This window comes from Arthrobacter sp. WCS2018Hpa-7 (genome assembly GCF_031843805.1).
Taxonomy (GTDB): Bacteria; Actinomycetota; Actinomycetes; order Actinomycetales; family Micrococcaceae; genus Arthrobacter.
Map to the genome: position 1 here is coordinate 134,346 of NZ_JAVTJB010000008.1, position 21,911 is coordinate 156,256.

A 21,911-nucleotide genomic window follows, 5' to 3' on the forward strand; every position below is an offset into this window, starting at 1 on the left:
CGGCTAACGTGAAGGCATGAGCATCGATCCGCGTGTCGCGCTTCAATCATTGACCGCCGCCCTCGAAGAGCACCTGGCTGCGTCATCCGCCCGCCGCGGTGAGGGCGACCCCAATGTCGAGGCCGCTTTTTTCGCTGTTGCCGATGCTTTCGAAGTGTACGAGGACGCACTCTACGAGGCGTATTCCGAGGTTACTCCGCTTCAGGTCTTCGATGACGAGGAAGACGAAGACGACGAGGTGCTCGACGAAGACCTCGAAATCGTCGAGGACTAGGAACGCCATCGACCGGCCGCCTGCGGGCGGCCGGTTTTTTGTGCCTTGACGTCTTGTTGGCAGCGTTTCACGCCCGGATTTCCGGGGTTTTTACTCGTCAGGGCACGTAGTCCCGGCACCCCTGGGTAGGTACTTGCACGTAGGGGTCATAGGTAATCCTGCGCAAAGTTGAGTATCGACTACTGGTGCGCCTTCGGAGCGCCGCGGCTTCACTGATAGGTAGGCAACGGCAGGTCTGTAAAGAGGGCTGACATGGTAAGAGTTCCAGTCTTGCGGTACGGCAAGGCAGCGGCACCCCAGGGTGCGGCTCACGCCCCCACGGGGTCAGCCTTCCGCGCTCACTCTGCCGCCGCCAACGTCAATCCGCCGGCGTCTCCTTGGATTGGCAAGCCCGCTGCTGCACAGCGGACTGAAAAGGCGGGACTGGCGGCGCCGGGGTCCGATGTCACCTTGGACCCCGTGCCGCCGCCAGTCACCCACCGCCGCCAGCGGGTCAAGGTACCGTTCAAAGACCGTTTGACGTGGACGCGATTCCTGACATACAGCCTCCGGCTCGCTGACACGGCGCTGGTTGCCGGAGCCGTCATCGCCGGGACAGTGCTGAACACCGATGGAATGGGAGGATCTCCCGGAGGGCCGGCGCAGGCCCAACACCTGGCCATGGGGTTGATCCTGGGAGTGGTCTGGTTGGCGGCCTTGGAGGTATACAGGACACGCGATCCGAAAGTCCTCGGTGTAGGCCCCGAAGAGTACAAGCGGGTACTTTCTGCCAGCTTCCGGGTTTTCGGGTTCCTGGGCATCGTTGCGGTGGTTTTCCGTTTGGAGGCAGTCAGTTCCTTTGTCCTGGTCTCCTTGCCGCTGGGCCTGGTGGCCCTGACCGGAAGCAGATGGGGTTTCCGCCGCTGGCTGAGCCACGAAAAGTCCAGGGGCCGTTGCCTGTCCCGCGCGATCGTTGTTGGCGAACCCCAGGACGTCAGATACGTCATCAAGCAAATCAATCGAAAGTCCGGCGCCGCCTACGACATCCTGGGGGCCTGCCTCCCAGGTGCCCGCCGCGGTACCGTCCTGGCCGTGGACCACCTGCGCGTACCGGTCTTGTCCTCCATCTACGGCGTGGCGCAAACCGTCCGGCAGACCGGTGCCAACGCAGTGATCGTGGCAGGCCCGGTTCCTGGTGGAAACCAGTTCATCCGCGAACTTGGATGGCGGCTCGAGGAAAATTCCGCTGAGTTGGTTCTGGCAGCAACCTTGACCAACGTGGCAGGACCGCGCATCCACTGGCGGCCCGTTGAAGGCCTTCCCCTGATGCACGTTGATATTCCGCACTACTCCGGCGGCAAGCATACGCTCAAGCGGCTGATGGACATCGCGGTATCTGCAGCGGCCTTGTTCGTTCTGGCTCCTGTCCTGCTCGTCCTGGCCTCGATCGTCAAGGCCGACAGCCCCGGGCCTGTCTTGTTCAAGCAGGAGAGGATCGGAAAGAAGGGCACTACCTTCCCGATGCTGAAGTTCCGTTCCATGGTGGTGGACGCCGAAGCACATCTTGAAGCCCTCAGCAGCCAGGATGAGGGCGCCGGTGTCCTGTTCAAGATCCGCGGAGACCCCCGCGTTACCCGGTGCGGCCGCTGGATGCGCAGGTACTCACTGGATGAGCTGCCGCAGTTCTGGAACGTCCTGGTGGGAAACATGAGCCTGGTAGGGCCCAGACCGCCACTGTCACGGGAAGTCAGCGGATACGAGCGCCACACGCACCGCCGGCTGTTGATCAAGCCCGGAATCACGGGATTGTGGCAAATCAATGGACGCTCGGACCTTCCGTGGGACGAGGCAGTCCGGCTGGATCTCTATTACGTGGAGAACTGGTCAATAGCGGGGGACCTCATGATCATGTGGCGGACCTTCCGGGCCATGACCCGACCGTCCGGCGCCTATTAGTAAACGCCATGCAGTACCTGACAAGAACCGCGCTTTCAGCACAGAAGTCGAGTGGGAAATGAGCATACGAACTATTCCATCAGGACAACGGAACGGCCACGCACTGCGGCCCAGGCTTCGCATTGCAGTGGTCGGAGCAGGCTATTGGGGTCCCAATCTCGCCAGGAACTTGAAAGCCAGCCCTGACTGGGACCTGGTGGCCATTTGCGACCTGGACGTAGAGCGCGGCCTCAGGCTCGCCGAAACGGTGGGTGGCGTGGCCGTCGTCGAATCTTTGGATGAACTGCTGGACACCTACAACCTCGACGCCGTCGCGGTGGCGACGCCGGCCCATACCCATCACGGAGTGGTGATGACGGCGCTGCGCGCAGGCAAGCATGTGCTGGTGGAAAAGCCCCTGGCGGACAGCCGGGCAAAGGGTCTGGAAATGGTGGAAGAAGCCAAAGCCAGGGGTTTGGTGCTGATGGCAGACCATACCTACTGCTTCACCCCTGCCGTTTTGAAAATCCAGGAGCTCGTAGCCACAGGCGCGTTGGGCGATATCCTCTACGTCGATTCGGTCCGCATCAACCTGGGCCTGGTCCAACCGGACGTCAACGTCTTCTGGGATCTGGCTCCCCATGACCTGTCCATCCTGGACTTCGTCCTGCCGGGTGGCTTGCATCCCACAGAGATCGCAGCCCACGGGGCAGATCCGCTGGGTACCGGCCGTGACTGCGTGGGCCATTTGACGTTTGGCCTTCCCAACGACGCCATGGTGCACATCCATGTGAACTGGCTCAGCCCCACCAAGATCCGGCAGATGATCATCGGGGGGTCGAAGAGGACCCTCGTGTGGGATGACCTCAACCCGCAGCAACGCCTCAGCGTCTATGACCGCGGGGTCAGCCTGGAACACCAGCCCCGGTCCACCGCCGACAAGCGGACCTCCGCCATTTCCTACCGCCTCGGCGACACGTGGTCACCTGCACTGCAGGAACGCGAGCCCTTGGGCCAGGTGGTGGCCGAACTCGCCGCGTCCATCCGGAACCACACCATGCCCCGAACCAGCGGTGAATCCGGGCTGCGCGTCCTCTCTGTCCTGGAGGCCGTCACCCAAAGCCTGAGCACCGACGGGCAGTCCACCGTGGTGGCCGGCAACGAGGTCAATCTCCAGGTTGCGCGGTGAAACGGCTCCTCGGCGCCAGCGTCCTGGTCACCGGTGGTGCCGGAACCATAGGCTCCACGCTGGTCGACCAGCTGCTCGACGCCGGTGCGGCGCACGTGGACGTCCTGGACAACCTGGTGCGCGGACGCCTCGCAAACCTGGACGACGCCCTGGCCAGTGAACGGGTGGACCTGGTGGAAGGTGACCTGCGGGACCGCGACCTGGTACATGACCTCACCCGTGGCAAGGACCTTGTGTTCCACCAGGCCGCCATCCGCATCACCCAATGTGCCGAGGAACCTCGTCTGGCACTTGAAGTACTGGTGGACGGAACGTTCAACGTGCTCGAGGCCGCCGCCCAAAACTCCCCGGACAAGCTCATCCTGGCCTCCAGCGCCTCTGTCTACGGCCAGGCCGAGGAATTTCCCACCTCTGAACGCCACCACCATCACAACAACGACACGTTCTACGGCGCAGCCAAGTCCTTCAATGAGGGAATGGCAAGGAGCTTCCGGGCGATGTCGGGCTTGAACTATGTGGCACTAAGGTACTTCAACGTTTATGGGCCACGGATGGACGTCCACGGGCTGTACACCGAGGTGCTGGTCCGCTGGATGGAGCGGATCGCTGATGGCCGTCCGCCGCTGATCTTCGGCAACGGTCAGCAAACCATGGACTTCATCCATACAGCCGATGTGGCACGGGCCAACGTCCTTGCAGCAGTCAGTGATGTCACCGAGGGCATATACAACGTAGCCAGCGGAACCGAAACCAGCCTCGCCGGGCTGGCGCAAACGCTGCTGGGGGTCATGGAGTCACCGCTGCACCTTGAGCACGGACCGGAACGGACCGTCAACGGCGTGGCGCGGCGCCTGGCCGATACCTCGGCCGCACGGGCGGACCTTGATTTCGAGGCTGCCGTCGGCTTGGAGGATGGACTGCGCTCGCTGGTTGCCTGGTGGCAGCCACTGCGCGATGAGATTGCCGCAGGACGGACCACCAACAGCCCTGATGTTCCGGTAGTTGGTGCGAGATGACCGCCTCCGGGCTCCACCTGGCACGCATCGACGTCATGAAGCCGTGGCTGGGCGAGGAGGAGGCCCAGGCAGTGGCCGAAGTGATCGCCTCAGGTTGGGTGGCCCAAGGCCCCAAAGTCCGCCAGTTCGAAGAAGCGTTCTGCCTGCTCCAACAGGCAGACTTCGCCGTGGCGACGTCCAACTGCACTACCGCCCTGCACTTGGCCCTTGTAGTGGCCGGGGTGGGCCCGGGTGATGACGTGGTGGTGCCATCGTTCTCCTTCATTGCCACAGCGAACGCGGCAACGTATGTGGGAGCGCGTCCGGTGTTTGCCGACGTCGACGTCACTACCGGCTGTGTCACCGCAGAAACTCTGCGGGCCGCCCTGACTCCGGCCACCAAGGCCATGATCGCTGTTGACCAAGGCGGGGTTCCTGTTGACCTGGATCCCATCCGTGCGTTGTGCGATCCCTTGGGCATCACCGTGGTCGAAGATGCTGCCTGCGCCATCGGATCCCGGTATCACGGCCGGCCGGTGGGGGCAGGCTCGGACGTGGCGGCCTGGTCCTTCCACCCACGCAAGATCCTCACCACAGGGGAGGGTGGCATGCTCTCCACCTCACGGCAGGACTTTGCGGATAGATCAAGGCGACTCCGTGAACACGCCATGAGTGTCTCTGCTGCCGACCGGCACGCAAGCATCCTGGCGCCCCCGGAGGAGTACCTCGAGATCGGGTTCAACTACCGCATGACTGATCTTCAGGCCGCCGTCGGTCTCGTCCAACTGGGCCGGCTCCGCGAAGCCATCCAGCGGCGGCGGGAACTGGCCGCCACCTACGCAAACGCCTTCGCAGGCGTTGAGGGCCTCCGGCTGGTCAACGACCCGGACTATGGAACCAGCAACTTCCAGTCCTGCTGGCTGGAAGTCGGGCCGGGGTTTCCCGTGGGACGGGACGGGTTGATATCTCTTTTGGCCGAAGATGGAATCTCCGCGCGTCGGGGGATCATGGCAGCCCACCGCCAACCGGCCTACGCCGGCAAGGACAGCGGTAAGGCAGACCTGGATGCCACAGAATGGCTGACTGACCACACGCTCATCCTGCCCTTGTACCACCAGCTTTCCCTGCACGACCAGGTCCGGGTCATCGATTCCGTTCTTCGGGCAGCAGGTCGACTGACATGAGTGAACTTCTCCTCATCGCCGCCAGCGGCCTGGCCAGAGAGGTCCTGGCCATGGTCCGCAGCAACGGGCCCTTTGACGTGATCGGGATACTCGACGACGACGAAGACAAACTCGGGCGGGTGGTAGACGGCGCACACGTCCTTGGCCCCATCCGGGACGCCCTGAAATTCCCTCATGCTCTTTTGCTGGTGTGCATCGGATCCGGAACCGGGCGGGAGGCCGTTGTGATGAGGCTCAGGACCCTGGGACTGGATGAAGAGCGTTATGCCACGGCCATTGACCCCTCCGTGCAGATTCCCGAAGGCTGCATGATCGGCAAGGGCAGCATCCTCCTTGCCCATGTGAGCATGACGGCGTCCGTGACGATCGGCAACCATGTAGTAGCCATGCCCGGAGTCACTTTCACCCACGACGACGACATCAGCGACTTTGCGACCTTCGCCTCCGGAGTGTCGCTTGGGGGCAACGTTCACATTGGGCGTGCCGCCTACGTGGGGATGAATGCCAGTGTCCGCGAGCGCACGTCCATCGGCGCGAATGCCACGATCGGGATGGGGGCGGCCGTTCTCACCGACGTACCGGCGGAAGAGACGTGGGCCGGGGTCCCGGCCCGGGTCATCAGGCGGGGAAATTCCCCTGCCTTGGAGGGCATCCAATGAAACTGATGCGGCCTGTTCCCCTGCGGCACCCGGTAAGCGTTTCGGTGGTGGTGCCGTGCTACAACTACGGACACTTCCTGCCTGAGGCTGTTGCCAGTGCGTTGGCCCAGGAGGGCGTGGACGTTGAGGTCATTGTGGTCGATGATGCGTCCACTGATGGCAGCGCCGCCGTGGCGTGGCGGCTGGCCTCCGAGGACCCGCGCATCAGCGTTGTTCTCCACGACAGCAACAAAGGGCACATTGCCACGTACAACGACGGCCTCTCCAGGGCGCGGGGCCGCTACGTGACGCTTCTCTCCGCGGATGATGTGATCGCCCCCGGTGCGTTGGGCCGGGCTGCTGCGCTGATGGAAGCCAACCCCCGGGTGGGAATGGTGTATGGCCTTCCCCGGGACTTCACTGGCGAGCCCCCGGCCCCTTCCTCCCATGACCACAGCACATGGACTGTGTGGGAAGGCCGGGCATGGATTTCCCTGGCGTGCGCCCGTGGAAGGAACTTCATCCTTTCACCCGAAGTGGTCATGCGGACCGCGGCTGTGCTCAGCGTGGGTGCTTACAGCACCACCTTGCCGCACTCCGGGGACCTCGAGTATTGGCTGCGGGCCGCCGGCTCCTGGGATGTGGGCCGGATCAACGGGCCGGTTCAGGCGTTCTACCGTGTCCATGGGGCCAACATGCATCAGACAGAGTTCGCAGCGGCCGCCGTGGATCTCAAGCACCGCTTGGAGGCTTTCCGGGTTCTTGAAGACTCCCGCTTTCCGGGCAACCCGAAGAACCGGGCACGGCAGGTGCAGCGGGCCAAGTGTGCCCTCAGCAAGGAAGCTGCCCGGTTGGGGTTCAGGGAAATCAACCGGGGCGGATCGGTGGAGACCGCAGTCGAGCTCCGTAAATTCATCGAGGGCCTTCACGAGGTTCCCGGGAACATCCATCGGGCCAACGTGTTGCATGCCAGGATCTCCCGGGCAGCCCGTAGACGGAAACCCCGGACGGGACGGCTCGCCGCCGGTTTCGTGCGGAGCCAGCTGGATCGGGTCCGATGGCGGCTATGGGCCATGACGGGAATCTCGTGACCGCCGTCAGCGGCCAGGACCGCACACTGGGCAACCGGGCTGCGAGCGCCACGCTCTGGGGTGGCGTCAATATGGCCCTGGGCCGGATTGTCCAGTTTGCCACCACCATCATCGTGGCCCGGATGATTGCTCCGGAGCACTTCGGGGCGCTGGCGGTTGCCATTGTGGTGCAGACCATCGCCACCAACATGGCCGAGCTCGGTGCGACCGCCGCCTTGGCACGCGGCACCGGGGATCCGGACAAGATCGCCCCTACTGTCTTCTCCATTGCACTGGTCACCAGCGTCGTCATGACCGCGGCAGCCATCGCCCTGGCACCTGCCTTGGCGGCTGCCTTTGATGACCCCGCGGCGACGCCCGTGATCCAGGTGCTCTCGCTCACCATTCTTCTCCAGGGGGTTGGCGCCGTCCCTTCCACCATGGTGTGGCGGGAGTTCCTGCAAAAGCCGCGGGTCGTCGTCGACCTCTGCAGCCTGGTCACCGTGCTGGTGCTGGTGGTGCCGATGGCGTTGGACGGTTGGGGAGCGATGGCGCTCGCCTGGTCCAGGGTGGGTGGGCAGCTGGTGGCCATGGCCGGCTATTGGATCATCACTCCCAAGAGGTACGCCCCTGGCTTTGACCGTGCGGTGGCAGCGGAGATCCTGCGTCTGGGCATGCCGTTGGCCCTGGCCAACCTGGTGGTTTTCGTGACACTGAACGTGGACTATCTCCTGGTAGGCAGGATGCTGGATCCAACCGCATTGGGCCTGTACCTGTTGGCATTCAATCTGGCCGGGCTGCCAAGTTCAGTGATCACTGCGGTCATCCGGGCCACAGCGGTGCCCACTTTTGGCAGGCTCTTCTCCGAAGGAACATTGGGTGTGTTGGCCGCCCGGTTCGTGACCGGGGTTTCCTATGGCGCTTTTCCGATCTCCGCCCTGGTGATAGCGCTGGCCCATCCCTTGATCGTCACCGCCTATGGCGGGGCATGGGCGCCGGCGGGCGTTGCACTTGCCACGCTGGGGGTCTTCGGCGCCACACGGATCCTGGTGGAACTCTTCGCTGACCTGAGCGTGGGTGCAGGCAGGACCGGATGGCTCTTCTGGGTCCAGGTCGCCTGGCTTGCCGCCCTGACCCCGGCCCTTTTCGCCGGCATCACGTGGTGGGGGATTGCCGGGGCAGGGATCGCCCATGCCGCGGTGGCCTGCCTGGTGGTCATTCCCCTCTACGTCACGTCCTTGACCTCGGTCCTGCAGACCAGCGCCTGGCAGCTCCTGCGCGGAAGTGTCCGCCCGTTGGCGGCGGCTGCAGTGGCGGGGGGCTGTGTTTGGCTGGCCACCCAGGGGATAACCAACCCTGCCTTGGCCTTGGTCTGCGGCATAGTGCTCGGTTCGGTCCTGTATGTGCTTCTGACTTTCCGCCAAGGCAAAGAGCTCGTGGTTGAGATCCGTGGGCTGCTCAAGGCCGGGGATGCCACGCCTGAGCCGTCCCCTGCCGGCATTCCCGGAAGCACGGTCCAACCATGATGCCCATCACTCTGTCTGCCGCCCGCCTGGCAGCCCAGCGTGTCCGCCGGGATGGCTGGCGGCCTGTTGCCCGGCTGGTGGCGGCAAGACTGGTCACCTCCGCTGTGGAGGCCTGGCATCTGGCGGAACCGGGCCTTCCCCTGAGGGAGGAAGACATCATGGACTCCAGGCCTCCTGCCCGTCCCGCCCCCGCACCCGTCACCACCGGACGCCTCAGGATCGGCTGGATCTGCACACCGCCGGCGCCCGGTTCCGGGGGACACACCACCTTCTTCCGCATGGTGGAGGAGATGGAAGAGCGGGGCCATCAGTGCACCTTGTTCCTCTATGACACCAACGATGACGACACCAGCCGTCACGAAGAGACTATCCAACGCCACTGGCCGGCGCTGCGTGCCGGGGTTCGCAGCGCCACACATGGGATGGAAGGGGTGGATGCACTCATTGCCAGTTCCTGGCCTACGGCACATGTTGCCGCGGGACGGGCACCGGGCAGCGTCCACCTCTTCTATTTCATCCAGGACTACGAGCCGTACTTCTACCCCCGCGGGTTCCTCTACTCACTGGCAGAGGACAGTTACCGCCTGGGGTTGACCAACGTGGCACTGGGCGGCATGATCGCCGAAGTCATGCAGGAAGAACTCGGCGAAAAGCCCCAAGCCGTTGTTCCGTTCGGATGCGACACCGGCACGTACAGGCTTCCCGCGTCCACTGAGCATCCGCCGCGGTCCGGCGTGGTCTACTACGCCAAGAAGAAGGTGGACCGACGCGGCTACCTCCTGGCCAAACTGGCCCTGCAACGCTTCCACGCCCTCCAGCCTGAGCAGGAAATCCACATCTACGGAGACAACGTCACTGGGTGGAGCATCCCCGTCACGAACCACGGCAACCTCACCCCGGCGGAATTGAACAGCCTGTACAACCGAACGGTCGCCGGGCTGGCCATTTCCTTCACCAACATTTCCCTGGTCCCCGGCGAGCTCCTCGCCGCAGGAAACATTCCCGTGTTGAACCAAGCGCCCTTCGCTTCAGGACTGCTCAACGACCCGGACGCCGTGTGGGCACCGGGAACACCCACGGGCTTGGCTGCTGCGCTCGCGGACGTTGTCAGTGCACCGGACATCGAGGAGCGTGCCGCAGCCGTTGCCGGCAGGAAACGACTGGATTGGGGAGATTCCCGTACGTCATTTGCTCACTTCGTGGAAGCCTCCTGTGCCCGGCTCCCACAAGAGACCCTTCAAGATTCCCTGCGTGGAGGCCTCACATGAGGCGGATGAAGAAGATCCTCATTTTCCCTCCGGCCCGCGAAATCGAGGTACGCGATCTTGAAGGAACGTCGGGCACCGCCGGCCATGTGGGCCTCCTGCTCAAATTCACGGCCTTTGCCGTGTTCTTCTTCCCGTCCAACATGGTGGTCAAACCGATCGGTGCCGTGGGGACGGTCCCCATCATGCTGGCCCTCCTGCTGCTGACTTTTTGGCTCTGCTCGGCATTCTTCGGCCTGCACCATCCACTGCAGACCCGGTATCCGGGACGGCTGGGGCTGGGACTGCTCTGGGTGGGAACGTGTGCGTCCTATGTGGCACTGTTCTCCGGCTTCACCGGTAATACCAACGTATCGGCCCAAGCTGCGGCCGACCGTTGGCTGATCCTGATCCTGGCCTGCGGCGGGATCGCGTTGGTGGCAAGCGAAGCCGTCCGCACCCTGGACAACGCCATGTCACTGGTCCGGGCCATCCTTGCCGGCGCCTTCTTCTGCTGCCTGGTGGCCTTGGTCCAGTTCCTCTTCCGGGTCAACCCGATGCTCTGGATCCAGGAGGCCATGCCGGGATTCACCGACAACGGAGGAAACACGGCCTTCCAAGTGCGCGGGCTCATGACCCGTGTTGCGGGAAGCACGTTCCACTCCATTGAACTGGCCGTTGTCTGCGCCATGCTCCTGCCTTTGTCCATCTGGCGGGCCATCTATGACCGGACGGGCTACAAATGGTTGCACTGGACGGGTACAGCCTTGCTGATCGTCGCCATCGCCTCCACGGTGTCCCGGTCCGGCGTCCTCGGACTGTTCCTGGGAATGCTGGTATTCATTCCCTTCCTCCCACGCTCAGCGCGGCGCTGGGCGGTGGTGGCCGCGCCGGCAGCCATGGCGGCACTCTTCGTTGCCATCCCCGGACTGGTGGGGACACTGACATCCTCCTTCACCGCGGGAGACAGCGACCCCTCCCTCACAACCCGCACCAACAACTACCCCCGCGTGGCCGAGATGTTCGGTGAACTGCCCTTCCTGGGGCTTGGACCCGGAAACTACATGCCGGAGAACGCCCTCTACATCCTGGACAACCAGTACCTCAACTCCCTGGTCACCCTGGGCCTGGTGGGCTTCATCGGCATGGTGGCATACCTGATCCTGCCCGCCGTATCATCCTTCATCGCCGCCCGCGCATCCCGTATCCCTGCCCTGCGCTGCCTGGCAGGAGCGGCCGCGGCTGCCGGCGCCGTGGCAGCAGGCTGCTCACTGACGTTCGACTCCATGGCTTTCCCCGTGTTTGCCCTGATGTACCCCTTTATTGTCGGCCTCGGAGGAGGCGCTTGGATCATGATCCGCCGTGAAATCGAGCTCAGGAAAACCACAGCTCCTGACCTGTTCAAGAACGGTCCGCCCCACGACGGACATCTCCGCAACCCATCAACTCCGAATGTCGAGGCGATCACATGGACCCGGTAGCAGTCATCAAGACGTTGTGGCATCACAAGTTCGTCGTGTTGCCTGTCCTGCTGGTGACGGTGCTGGCGGCCGTCTACGTGTACTCCTTTGCCCCACGCTCCTATGAAGCCAAGGCAACATACGCGATTGTCAATCCAAAAATCCCCACCGCTGCCGAGCTGGAGAAGAACCCGGCCCTGAACCTGCTCAACTCGGACAACCCCTACCTTCGATCAGCGGATTCCTCGTTGATTGCCCAGGTAGTGGGTACCAGGCTGAACGATGACACCACCGGGGATGCCCTCCTCCGGGAGGGACTGAGCACGGACTTCACAGTCCAACGTCCGCCTGCTTCTTTCCTGATCGAGATTGCCGCAGCGTCCGAGACCAAGGACAAGGCCGTTGCCACGGTCAAAGCCCTGGGGTCCCGGCTGGAAGCTGACCTGCTGGCCATCCAGTCCATCAACGGGGCAGATGAGCGCTTCCTGTACACCTCGCTGATGGTTGCCGCGCCCGACAACGCCACCGAGCAGTTCTCCAGCCGTCTCCGCTCACTGATCGTTGTCCTGGTGGCCGGAATCGTACTCACCTTTGGGGCCGTGTCCATAGCCCGGGGCCTGGAAACATCGCGGGTGCGGGCCCGTTCGGCGTCCCCTGCAGGGGAGCGGAAAAAGTCCCGCCGCAAAGGCCATCATGACCCCGACCCGAACGGGCCTGCAACCGGCGTCCCCGGCCTCGACGAGCTCACCATCCAGGAAATCCTGGCACCCTCCCAGGCAAGCCACAAAACAGAGCGGCTTTTCGCAGCAAACAGCCACGGGAGCGAACCCCTGCGGTCCACCAGCAACGGGAAGTCTCCCGTCAAGGAAACATCTGCCTGAAAGGTAGCCCGTGAAACCAAGGACAGCCGGGGTCCTCGGCGGGACTGTTCTCGCCGGCCTTGCCGTCGCCGTTGCGGCTGCTGCTGCCAGCGGAGTAGGTCCCTTCGCCGGGGCGGCCACACCCGAAGAAGGGCCAAGCAACGCCTCAACAACGTTGGCAGCAGGCCATGAAGGGGTGACGCTGCGCCCCATAGACGGTGGCGCCGACTACTACGGACGGTTCAAGGGCGGCCTCCCAGGCGATCCCTCGTTCTTCCCCATCGCAGTCTGGTTCGAAAGCGTCCTGGACAAAGGAAACATTGCCCTGGACACGGAAGCCGGACTCAACACCTACGTTGAGCTGACCGCCAACTCCGACCTGAACCTGGTGAAGGCGTCGGGCATGTACGCCATTCCCACCTTCGAGTCCCCGGACGCCTCCGGCTTCGCCCTCAGCGACGAAGTAGACATGTGGGCAGGGCCCGGCAGTGCTCCCTGGACGGGAAAGTACCCCGGCGAAGGCCCCCTCTGCGTGCCGGAGAGCAGCAAATGCGGGTACACCGTCCAGAACGAGCGGCGCGCAGCAGCACCCCCGGGGGCCATGCTGTACTCCAACTACGGCAAGGGCATCGCCTTCTGGCTCTCCGACGAAGAATCCGTGGAATTCTTCAAAGGAATCCAGGACGTCGTATCCGCAGACACCTACTGGTTCACCGACCCCAGCATCTGCGCCAAAGGCGAAGGCGGTGCGATTGTTAACTACACCCGGGACCTGACACAGGATGAATGCCGGTTGGCAGCCAACTACGGCTGGACCATCGAGCGGATCCGCACCCTGCAGGCCGGCGGCAACGCCACACCCATTTGGGCCTTCGTCGAAGCCGGGCACCCCTTCAAGGACTCCGCCAACGCCACCACCATCACAGCGCCACAGATCCGCGCAGCAGTATGGAGCAGCCTGATCCACGGCGCCAGGGGAGTGATCTACTTCAACCACAACTTCGGCGGCCCCTGCATCTCCCAACACGTCCTCCGCGACTGCGGAGTACAGGTCCGCCCCACCGTGACTGCGCTCAACCAACAAATCACCGCCCTCGCCCCCGTCCTCAACGCCCCGTTCCTCGACGGTGCCACCACGGCCACAGGCCCCGTGGACTTCACCACCAAACTCCACAACGGAAAAGTCCATGTTTTCGCCGGGGCGAACAAGAACGCCGGCGGCCAGGCAAGCTTCCACGTCCAGTGCGGCGGCAGCACCGCCGTCGTGATTGACGAGAACCGGACCATCCCGGTGGTGGGCGGCACCTTCACCGACACGTTCGCTGACGGAAACACCGTCCACCTTTACCGCATCGAAGGCGGCGGGAGCTGCGGCTTCTGACTAACGGCTGCTGTCGTCCCGCTCCCAGCCGGCTGACACCGAACGCCCCAACAGCGGACGACGGCGGCCGGCAACGGCGAAGGCCACGTAAACTACGGCGTCAACCGCCGTCAACGGCCCCCTGACGGCGGCAATAAGCTCCCGCACCGTCCGGGACGTCCCAACCCCACGCTCCTGCCCGTCCTGTTCCGCGTTGCCACGGTAGGCCCGGCGAAGGACAGCCAGCAGGGCTGACCGGGTCCGCGGGGTTCGCACCACCACAGGCACCGTGGGCAGCACAGCCTTCTCCACCCCACTGAAAAGGCGATCCACGTAATAGTCATCACCCGTCAGGATCGGAAACCCACCCAGGCGATCATGACCAGCCCTGCCCAGGGCGTACGCACCCGCACCCCACAGCCCCTGGGCGTTCGACGGTATCCTGGCCCGCGCCCGATAGTAGGACCGCACCAATGCCGAAGCGCCCACAGTGTCGTAGCGGAACGCCGGACGGGCCGCCAACAGCGGACCGTCCCCCAGTGCGGTCAAGACAGCGTGGACGGCCTCCGTGCTGACCTCGATGTCCGCGTCAAGATAAAGGCGGGGCCAACGCTCCGCCACCTGATCCGCCGCGTTCAAAGCAGCAGACTTCGAAGCCGCCTCTACCTGGAGGACCCTCACCCCCCGGAACCCCGAAGCAACGGTTTCCGTCCCATCCGTGCACCCGTTGCACGCCACAATGACCTCCACAGTGCCCCAAGCAGCCACCCCCTCCAGCGATTGAAGCGTCCGCCCAATGACGGAGGCTTCATTATGGGCGGGGATGATCACCGCACCTGATGGCGGCGCCATGCCCTGTATCAGGGGCTGCTGCGCAGCAGACCGTTCGCCGCTGGAAGCGTGAGGCAACGCCTTCCACCGCCTCCGGTCCACCACAGCCAAAGCAGCCTCACGATGCCCGGGCCTATTGAGCCGGACAAGCTCCGAAACCAACACCACAGCCCTGAACGCCGCCACCCTGCCCCGGCCGCCATACTTCGCTGCATACCGGACACGATTCACGGACATCAACGCCGTCAACTGCGGCGAAGACCCCGAACCCCCACGTTCATGCCACATCCGGGCCAACGGCTCACACCAGATCGAACGGCCCGCATCACGGACCCTCCGGCAATAGTCCGTTTCCTCCGAATACAAGAAGAACTGCTCATCCCACCCGCCCACGTCCCTGGCAGTATCGGCACTGATCAACAGCGCGGCACCCGTCGCCCAATCAACGCGGTGCGCATGGAGGTAACTCTCGGGATCAAAATCCATCTCAGACAACCACCCCGGCCTGCCCTGCACCCGGCCACCCAAAGCCGCATCACCCAGCGCTCGCAGAACGCCAGGCTCCCGCCGCAGCGATGGGTACACAGTGCCGTCGTCATCCAGCAGGACAGGAACCACCATTCCAGCGCCCGACAGTGCCATCCTTCGACGCAGCGCAGCTACCGCACCAGGCTCCACCCGGAGGTCCGGATTCAGGATGAGATACGCGTCCGCGTCTCCGGCCATACGCATTGCGGCATTGATTCCGCCGGCGTACCCGAGGTTGCCCCCAGTGCGTACGGCAGTGATGTCGGGATGCCTCAGTACCTCGTCCATGGTCCGGTCATCGGGGGAGTTGTCCGCGACCACGACCTTGATGGACTGCACCACCGTTTCTTCCCGCAGGCTGGCAACCAACGCCGGGACGTCGTCGGCGTTGTTGTACGTCACCACCAGCACTGCGACATCGGCCCTTGCACCTGCCGGGACGAACTGCCCCGGAGCACGGCTGGGCCCGTCCTCCGGGGCGCTGGTAACGGCAGGGGATAGGCCACCCGCAGCCGAGGCCACCGGGTCAGGCGGGGCGGCACTGCTACTGGAGGTCCTCAGCGTCAGGTAGGCCGCCGGGCCGTCCACCAGGTACCGGCGGGCCAGCCGTCGCGGTTCAAGCAGCAGCCGCCACGCCCATTCGAGTCCATGGGTGCTCACCCACACCGGAGCGCGCCTGATCCTGCCGGCGAGGAAATCAACAACCGCTCCGAAGGCCAGCAGGACCTTGGCCCCCGCCAGCTGCCCATATTCGGCAATCCAGAGCTCCTGCCGTGGCTTTCCCAAACCCACCACCAGGACGTCCACGCCGGCGTCAGCGATGTTCGCCGCCAAAAGCGTCGATGCGTGCACATCCACGAGGACGGGACGCTCTGGAGCCCACCAGCCCGCCACCGTCAAACCGGGCCGTTCCCGGGCAAACCTCTTCCGGATCAGTTCCTGCGCCTGCGGGCTTCCACCCAGGAAACCCACGCGAAGACCCCGGCGTTCGGCCTCATCCAGCAAGGGTTCCACCACATCGCTGCCGGCCAGCCGTGGCCAGGCCTGACCCGTGACTCTGGCCGCTTCGGTCACCAATGGCGCGCCGTCGAGCAGTGTCAGCCATTCCACCGGTGCAGGCTGGTCCAGCGTTCCGTTCCACCGGCTCCCTGCGCCGAAATGACGGAGGTGGTCAAGATTGGCGGAACAGACGCCCATAGGTGTCGCACCGCCGGACTGCGCACGGTCCATGATCAGCTCCACAGCCCGCTCGAAGTCCATCAGGTTCACCAAGGCGCCACCCAGGTTCACCGATTGCTCTGCGCTGGCTTTGCCTCGGCTGGGGCGGCCTGCGGTGGCGTTGCCCGTCGTGGAGCGGCCTCGGCCGGACCAGCCTTTGGACCGGCGCCCGCGGGGAGCCAGCAGCAGTGCGCTGCCGTTCATCTCCAGGGCGGACGAAGGGTGGGGGAGTGCGTCTTGTCGGGGCGCGATCTTCGGCAGCAGCATTCTCGGCTCTCCAGGCTTCAGGGTCCAGCTCAGGACACAACAATTGAGCCGGCGATCCATGCTGCTGCACTGCCTGGATCGCCGCGGACAGCCAAGGCTGCCCATCCAACGTGTTCACTTGAGTTGTCTCCCGGGCCCACCTGGGGCGGGCTGCCGTACGGCCACTGTAGGCCCTTTTTCCGGACGCCGCTAGGGTTCCAAACCCTCCAAATACTCCGCCAGGCGCAGGTGTGCCGGAGCCGGGTCAAATCCGGTGGCCCGGATCTTCGACAGGTCCAGAACGCTGCTTCGGGGGCGCGGCGCGGTACCGGGCTTGGCATAGTCTGCAGTGCTGACGGGCTGCACCCGGCCGGGATCGGCTCCGCAGTGCCGGAACACATCGCGGGCAATGCCGGCCCAGGATGCCCGCTCGCCGCTGTTGCTGACGTTGTACGTGCCATAGGGGGCCTGATGGTCCACCAAGTGGCGGATCGCGGCAGCGACGTCGACGGCGAAGCTCAGCCTGCCCCATTGGTCATCAACCACGGACGGCGAAATCCCCTGGGCGGCCAAGGCGGCCATGGTTCGAACAAAGTTTCGACCCGGGCCCACTACCCAACTGGTCCGCACGATGTAATGCTGCGGAACCGTCGCCGCGGCCACGTCTCCAGCTGCTTTGCTCTGGCCGTACACCCCCAGGGGCGTCAGGTTCTCGTCCTCCCGGTGAACGTCTGCAGTTCCGTCAAAGACGTAGTCGCTGGAAACATGGACCAGCGTCAGTGAATGCTCGACGGCGGTCCTCGCCAAGCGGGCCACGGCAGTTGCGTTGATGGCCCAGGCGGCCTCACGGCCCTCCGCGGTTTCTGCAGCGTCAACTCCCGTGAATGCTGCCGCGTTGATGATGGTGGAGTACTTCCCCCAGTTCCGTGCCGCAAACAATTCAGGGGCAGTGAGATCGAAGCCGGCCCTGTCGGCGAATTCCACGCTGGTCTCTCCGGCATACGCGCTCCGCAAGGCTTTGCCGAGTTGCCCGTCCGCTCCGAGAACCAGCGTCCGCCGCGGCTGCATGGGCTTGACGTCCCGCAAGCGTGGATGGTTCTTGTCCTGGGCCGACAGGACAGCACGGGCCAAGGGAATGGGCCACGGAACGGCCACGTGGTCATCGGCCGCGTTGAGGAAGGTGTAGTCCTTCTGCGCCTCAGCACTCCAGTGATCATTGACCAGGTACGTGTACGCCGTGTCATCGTCCAGGGTCTGGAAGGCGTTTCCAACACCGCGGGGAACGTACACCGCATCCTTGGCCGTCATTTCCGCACAGAACATGGTGCCGAAGCCGGGCCCTTCGCGCAGGTCCACCCACGCGCCGAAGATCCTCCCCGTCGCAACCGAAATGAACTTGTCCCACGGTTCGGCATGGATTCCCCGGGTAGTTCCCCGCGCAGCGTTGAAGGAGATGTTGTTTTGCACCGGCCCGAAATCCGGGAGCCCCAGGTCCAGCATCTTCTTCCGATGCCAGTTTTCCTTGAACCATCCTCGGTCATCCCCGTGAAGCGGCAACTCGAAAAGCACCAACCCGGGGATCGGCGTGGTCCGTGAACGCAGCTGCTGTGCCGGCTCCACGGCTTAGTGACCCTGGCCGGCGTATTTGGATTCCGTTGAGGCTTTCTGGGGCCGCCACCAGTCCTCGTTGTCCCGGTACCACTGAACGGTGGCAGCCAGGCCGGCGTCGAAATCCGAATACCGGGGCGACCACCCCAGTTCACGGCGGAGCTTGCTTGAATCGATGGCGTAGCGGAGGTCATGGCCTGGGCGGTCGGTCACCAGGTCGTAGGCGTCGCTGGGCTGGTTGGTGAGGGACAGCAACTTTTCCACCACCTCCTTGTTGGACCGTTCTCCGTCGGCCCCAATCAGGTAAGTTTCGCCCATTCGGCCACCGTCAAGAATGGCCACCACTGCCGACGAATGGTCTTCGACGTGGATCCAGTCGCGCACGTTGCGGCCATTGCCGTAGAGGCGCGGCCGGGTGCCCTCGAGGATGTTGGTGATCTGCCGCGGGATGAACTTCTCAACATGCTGGAACGGACCGTAGTTGTTGGAGCAATTGCTGATGGTTGCCTTGAGGCCGAAGGACCTGACCCATGCCCGTACCAGCAGGTCCGAGCCTGCTTTCGTGGCGGAGTAAGGACTGGTGGGCCGGTAGACGGAGTCTTCGGTAAACCGGCTCGGTTCATCCAGGGCAAGGTCCCCGTAGACCTCGTCCGTGGAGATGTGATGGAACCGGGTGCCGTGCTTTCGAGCGGCTTCGATCAGGGTGAACGTTCCCAGCAGGTTGGTGTCAAGGAAGGGCCGGGGCTCTTCCAGGGAGTTGTCGTTGTGGGACTCGGCAGCAAAATGCACCACTGCATCCACTGCGGCAGTCAACGGATCCACCACCGCGGCATCACAGATGTCACCCTGGACAAATTCGAGGCGTTCAGGTGGCAGCCCGGCAAGGGATTCGAGATTGCCTGCATAGGTCAATTTATCCAGGACCGTGACATGAAGGCCGGTGTGCCCCATGATGTAGTGGACAAAGTTGCATCCGATGAATCCGGCCCCGCCGGTGACAAGGATTCTCTGCATGGCCCTAGAGTAGCCGTCCGCGGCGGGACAGGGCACAGGTGAGGACGGCAGGTTTGCGAGGAATTATTCTTGCAGGTGGGACGGGTTCAAGGCTCCATCCCATCACGCTCGGAATCAGTAAACAGTTGGTTCCGGTGTTCGACAAGCCCATGATCTATTACCCGTTGTGCACACTGATGCTCGCAGGGATCCGCGATGTCCTCATCATCACCACTCCCGGCGATGCCACCCAGTTCCAGCGGCTCCTGGGCGATGGTTCCCAGTTCGGCATCAACCTTACCTACGCGGAACAGCCGACGCCGGACGGGTTGGCCCAGGCGTTCATCCTGGGGGAGCGGCATATCGGGTCAGGCAAGGTGGCCCTGATCCTCGGGGACAACATCTTCAATGGACCCGGCATGGGCAACCAGTTGCGCCACTACGTGGATGTCGACGGCGGTGCCATCTTCGGCTATTGGGTCAAGGATCCGTCCGCCTACGGTGTGGTGGAGTTCGACGACGACGGCCTGGCAGTATCCATTGAAGAGAAACCGTCCATGCCCAAAAGCAATTACGCCGTCCCCGGCTTGTACTTTTACGACAACACCGTGGTTGCCATGGCCAAGGACCTCAAACCCTCCCCGCGCGGGGAACTGGAAATCACGGACATCAATAGGAAGTACATGGACCTTGGCCGGTTGCACGTACAGAAGTTCCCCCGCGGAACCGCATGGTTGGACACCGGCACCTTCAGTGACCTGAACGATGCTTCAAACTACGTTCGCACCACTGAGAACCGGCAGGGCTTGAAGATCGGCGCACCGGAAGAGGTGGCGTGGCGGATGGGCTACCTGAACGACGACGAACTTCGCCAGCAGGCTGCCAAGCTGGCCAAGAGCGGGTACGGCAACTACCTGCTGGACATCCTGGACCGCCAGTAGCCCGGGCTACGGGGCCGAAACGTCCTCCAGGGCGCGTCCTATCTCCGCAGGCAAGGCCGTCAATTGTGCGTCCAGCAGTTCCTTGAGCTGGACGGCGTTCCTCGCCCCGACGATCGCCGTCGCGACACCGGGGCGTGAGAGCAGCCAGCTCAATGAAACATCCATGGGGGTGCGCCCCAGCCCGCGGGCGGCCATGGCCACCGCTTCCACCACACGCGAAGCCCTTGGTTCCAGGTACGGCTCAACATAGGCGGCGAGGCGGTTCTGCGCGGCGCGGGAGTCCACTGGAATCTGTCCACGGTATTTGCCGCTAAGGACGCCCCGGCCCAACGGCGCCCACGCCATAAGACCCAATCCGGCGTCTTCCACAGCAGGGATCAGTTCGTCTTCGGCCTTCCGTTGGACCAGGGAATACTCCGACTGGTTGGCTACCAGGGTGAATCCGGCCACGGCAGCGGCTTTGGCGGTCTGCCAGCCGTTGTAGTTGGAAATTCCCACGTACCGGGCGCGGCCGGTCCGCTGGGCCAGTTCCAGCGCTGAAAGGGTCTCATCAAGAGGTACGTTGGCATCCCACTCGTGGGCGAACCAAATGTCGATGTAGTCGGTTCCCAGCCTTGCGAGGCTGGCATCGAGCGCGGACAGCATGGCCCCGCGTGATGCATTGATGCTGCGCCTTGAGTCCGACGACGACGCGCCGGCTTTGGTGGAGATGACCAGTTCGGAGCGGGCCACGACGTCGCCCAGCATGGAACCCAGCATGGCCTCGGCCTGGCCTTGGGCATAGGAGGCTGCCGTGTCGACCACCGTGCCGCCGGCAGCGACAAAAGCGTGGAGAACTTCGGCAGCGTCCTGCTCATCGGTCTCCTGTGCCCAGGACATGGTTCCAAGGGACAAAGAGGACACGCGGAACCCACTGTTCCCGACATAACGCTGCTGCATAGCTGCTAGCTTACGGGGAGTTCCCAGTCTTCATGACGTAGGGTCTATTCACGTGAACTGGATAGAAGCAGCCTTGCTGGGCCTGGTGCAGGGCCTCACCGAATTCCTCCCGATCTCTTCGAGCGCACACCTGCGGATCGTCGGCTCATTCCTCCCGAATGCTTCCGATCCCGGTGCCGCGTTTACTGCCATCACGCAGTTGGGAACCGAAACCGCCGTCATCGTCTATTTCTGGCGCGACATCGTGAGGATCGTCCGCGCCTGGTTCGGGTCCCTCACCGGCAAAGTCGAACGCAGCAATCCCGATGCCCGTATGGGCTGGCTCGTCATCCTGGGCAGCCTTCCGATCATCGTGCTGGGCCTGCTGTTCCAGGATCAGATCGAGTCGGTGTTGCGCAGCATGTGGATCGTCGCCACCATGCTGATCGTCTTCGGCATGATCCTGGCTGTCGCGGATGCGATCGGGCGGCAGGAGAGGGATCTCACACAACTGACGTACAAGCACGGCATCCTGTACGGGTTCGCCCAGGCCATGGCCTTGATTCCGGGGGTCTCCCGCTCCGGTGGAACCATCACGGCCGGGCTCCTCATGGGCTACACCCGTGAAGCCGCTGCTCGGTATTCGTTCCTGCTGGCCATCCCGGCTGTCTTCGGCAGTGGCCTGTACCAGCTGTACAAAACGGTTTCCAATGATGGCCTGGCCGGTCCTTACGGCTTGGCGGAGACTGCCATGGCTACGGTCATCGCTTTCGTGGTGGGCTACATCATCATTGGCTGGTTCCTGAAGTTCGTCTCCACCCGCAGCTACCGGCTGTTCGTCTGGTACCGGATCCTCCTGGGCCTGGCCTTGTATGTCTTGCTGTATTTCAATGTCATCAGTGCCTAGCACTAAG

At 63.7% G+C, this 21,911-nt stretch carries 18 protein-coding genes; 14 read left to right on the forward strand and 4 right to left on the reverse strand.

Going from position 1 to position 21,911, the window contains the following annotated elements; translation table 11 throughout:
* The first annotated feature begins 16 nt into the window (after positions 1-16).
* From RQH14_RS11295 to RQH14_RS11350, 12 genes are all read left to right on the forward strand, one after another.
* Entirely contained in the window at positions 17-274 is a 258-nt protein-coding gene (locus RQH14_RS11295) for a hypothetical protein (protein WP_311213338.1), read from the forward strand.
* Positions 275-526: 252 nt separating this feature from the next.
* Positions 527-2,209 (forward strand): sugar transferase, encoded by a 1,683-nt coding sequence (locus tag RQH14_RS11300; protein WP_311213339.1) that lies wholly within the window; start codon positions 527-529, stop codon positions 2,207-2,209.
* Positions 2,210-2,267: 58 nt separating this feature from the next.
* Positions 2,268-3,377, forward strand: a complete 1,110-nt coding sequence (locus tag RQH14_RS11305; protein ID WP_311213340.1) for a Gfo/Idh/MocA family oxidoreductase — start codon at positions 2,268-2,270, stop codon at positions 3,375-3,377.
* On the forward strand, positions 3,374-4,393 hold the full coding sequence (locus RQH14_RS11310; RefSeq protein WP_311213341.1) for an NAD-dependent epimerase/dehydratase family protein: 1,020 nt from the start codon (positions 3,374-3,376) through the stop codon (positions 4,391-4,393). The genes RQH14_RS11305 and RQH14_RS11310 overlap by 4 nt, the downstream gene beginning before the upstream one ends.
* Positions 4,390-5,556: a DegT/DnrJ/EryC1/StrS family aminotransferase gene (locus RQH14_RS11315; RefSeq protein WP_311213342.1), complete on the forward strand. Its 1,167-nt coding sequence runs from the start codon at positions 4,390-4,392 to the stop codon at positions 5,554-5,556. The genes RQH14_RS11310 and RQH14_RS11315 overlap by 4 nt, the downstream gene beginning before the upstream one ends.
* A complete protein-coding gene (locus tag RQH14_RS11320) occupies positions 5,553-6,215 on the forward strand; it encodes an acetyltransferase (protein WP_311213343.1) in 663 nt (220 codons plus the stop codon). Before RQH14_RS11315 ends, RQH14_RS11320 begins: the two co-directional genes overlap by 4 nt.
* A complete protein-coding gene (locus RQH14_RS11325; RefSeq protein ID WP_311213344.1) occupies positions 6,212-7,285 on the forward strand; it encodes a glycosyltransferase family 2 protein in 1,074 nt (357 codons plus the stop codon). The genes RQH14_RS11320 and RQH14_RS11325 overlap by 4 nt, the downstream gene beginning before the upstream one ends.
* Positions 7,282-8,790: an oligosaccharide flippase family protein gene (locus RQH14_RS11330; protein ID WP_311213345.1), complete on the forward strand. Its 1,509-nt coding sequence runs from the start codon at positions 7,282-7,284 to the stop codon at positions 8,788-8,790. The genes RQH14_RS11325 and RQH14_RS11330 overlap by 4 nt, the downstream gene beginning before the upstream one ends.
* A complete protein-coding gene (locus tag RQH14_RS11335; protein WP_311213346.1) occupies positions 8,787-10,058 on the forward strand; it encodes a glycosyltransferase family 1 protein in 1,272 nt (423 codons plus the stop codon). Before RQH14_RS11330 ends, RQH14_RS11335 begins: the two co-directional genes overlap by 4 nt.
* On the forward strand, positions 10,055-11,515 hold the full coding sequence (locus tag RQH14_RS11340; RefSeq protein WP_311213347.1) for an O-antigen ligase family protein: 1,461 nt from the start codon (positions 10,055-10,057) through the stop codon (positions 11,513-11,515). The genes RQH14_RS11335 and RQH14_RS11340 overlap by 4 nt, the downstream gene beginning before the upstream one ends.
* On the forward strand, positions 11,503-12,375 hold the full coding sequence (locus RQH14_RS11345; protein WP_311213348.1) for a chain-length determining protein: 873 nt from the start codon (positions 11,503-11,505) through the stop codon (positions 12,373-12,375). Before RQH14_RS11340 ends, RQH14_RS11345 begins: the two co-directional genes overlap by 13 nt.
* Before the next feature lie 10 nt (positions 12,376-12,385).
* Positions 12,386-13,735: a hypothetical protein gene (locus RQH14_RS11350; protein ID WP_311213349.1), complete on the forward strand. Its 1,350-nt coding sequence runs from the start codon at positions 12,386-12,388 to the stop codon at positions 13,733-13,735.
* Here RQH14_RS11350 and RQH14_RS11355 read toward each other — a convergent pair whose 3' ends face one another.
* The 3 genes from RQH14_RS11355 to rfbB all read right to left on the reverse strand — a co-directional run bounded on the left by RQH14_RS11355 (position 13,736) and on the right by rfbB (position 19,159).
* Positions 13,736-16,558, reverse strand: coding sequence for a WecB/TagA/CpsF family glycosyltransferase (locus RQH14_RS11355; protein ID WP_311213350.1), 2,823 nt, complete (start codon positions 16,556-16,558; stop codon positions 13,736-13,738).
* A gap of 189 nt (positions 16,559-16,747) precedes the next feature.
* Positions 16,748-18,157, reverse strand: coding sequence for a bifunctional dTDP-4-dehydrorhamnose 3,5-epimerase family protein/NAD(P)-dependent oxidoreductase (locus RQH14_RS11360; RefSeq protein WP_311213351.1), 1,410 nt, complete (start codon positions 18,155-18,157; stop codon positions 16,748-16,750).
* A 3-nt stretch (positions 18,158-18,160) separates the two neighbouring features.
* Entirely contained in the window at positions 18,161-19,159 is a 999-nt protein-coding gene (gene rfbB / locus RQH14_RS11365; protein WP_311213352.1) for a dTDP-glucose 4,6-dehydratase, read from the reverse strand.
* A gap of 53 nt (positions 19,160-19,212) precedes the next feature.
* Between rfbB and rfbA the strand changes: the two genes are divergently transcribed.
* On the forward strand, positions 19,213-20,079 hold the full coding sequence (gene rfbA / locus RQH14_RS11370) for a glucose-1-phosphate thymidylyltransferase RfbA (RefSeq protein WP_311213353.1): 867 nt from the start codon (positions 19,213-19,215) through the stop codon (positions 20,077-20,079).
* Positions 20,080-20,085: 6 nt separating this feature from the next.
* Here the strand turns inward: rfbA and RQH14_RS11375 are convergent, their stop codons facing one another.
* Entirely contained in the window at positions 20,086-21,018 is a 933-nt protein-coding gene (locus RQH14_RS11375) for an aldo/keto reductase (protein WP_311213354.1), read from the reverse strand.
* Positions 21,019-21,070: 52 nt separating this feature from the next.
* Between RQH14_RS11375 and RQH14_RS11380 the strand changes: the two genes are divergently transcribed.
* A complete protein-coding gene (locus RQH14_RS11380; protein WP_089595127.1) occupies positions 21,071-21,904 on the forward strand; it encodes an undecaprenyl-diphosphate phosphatase in 834 nt (277 codons plus the stop codon).
* Positions 21,905-21,911 lie beyond the last annotated feature (7 nt).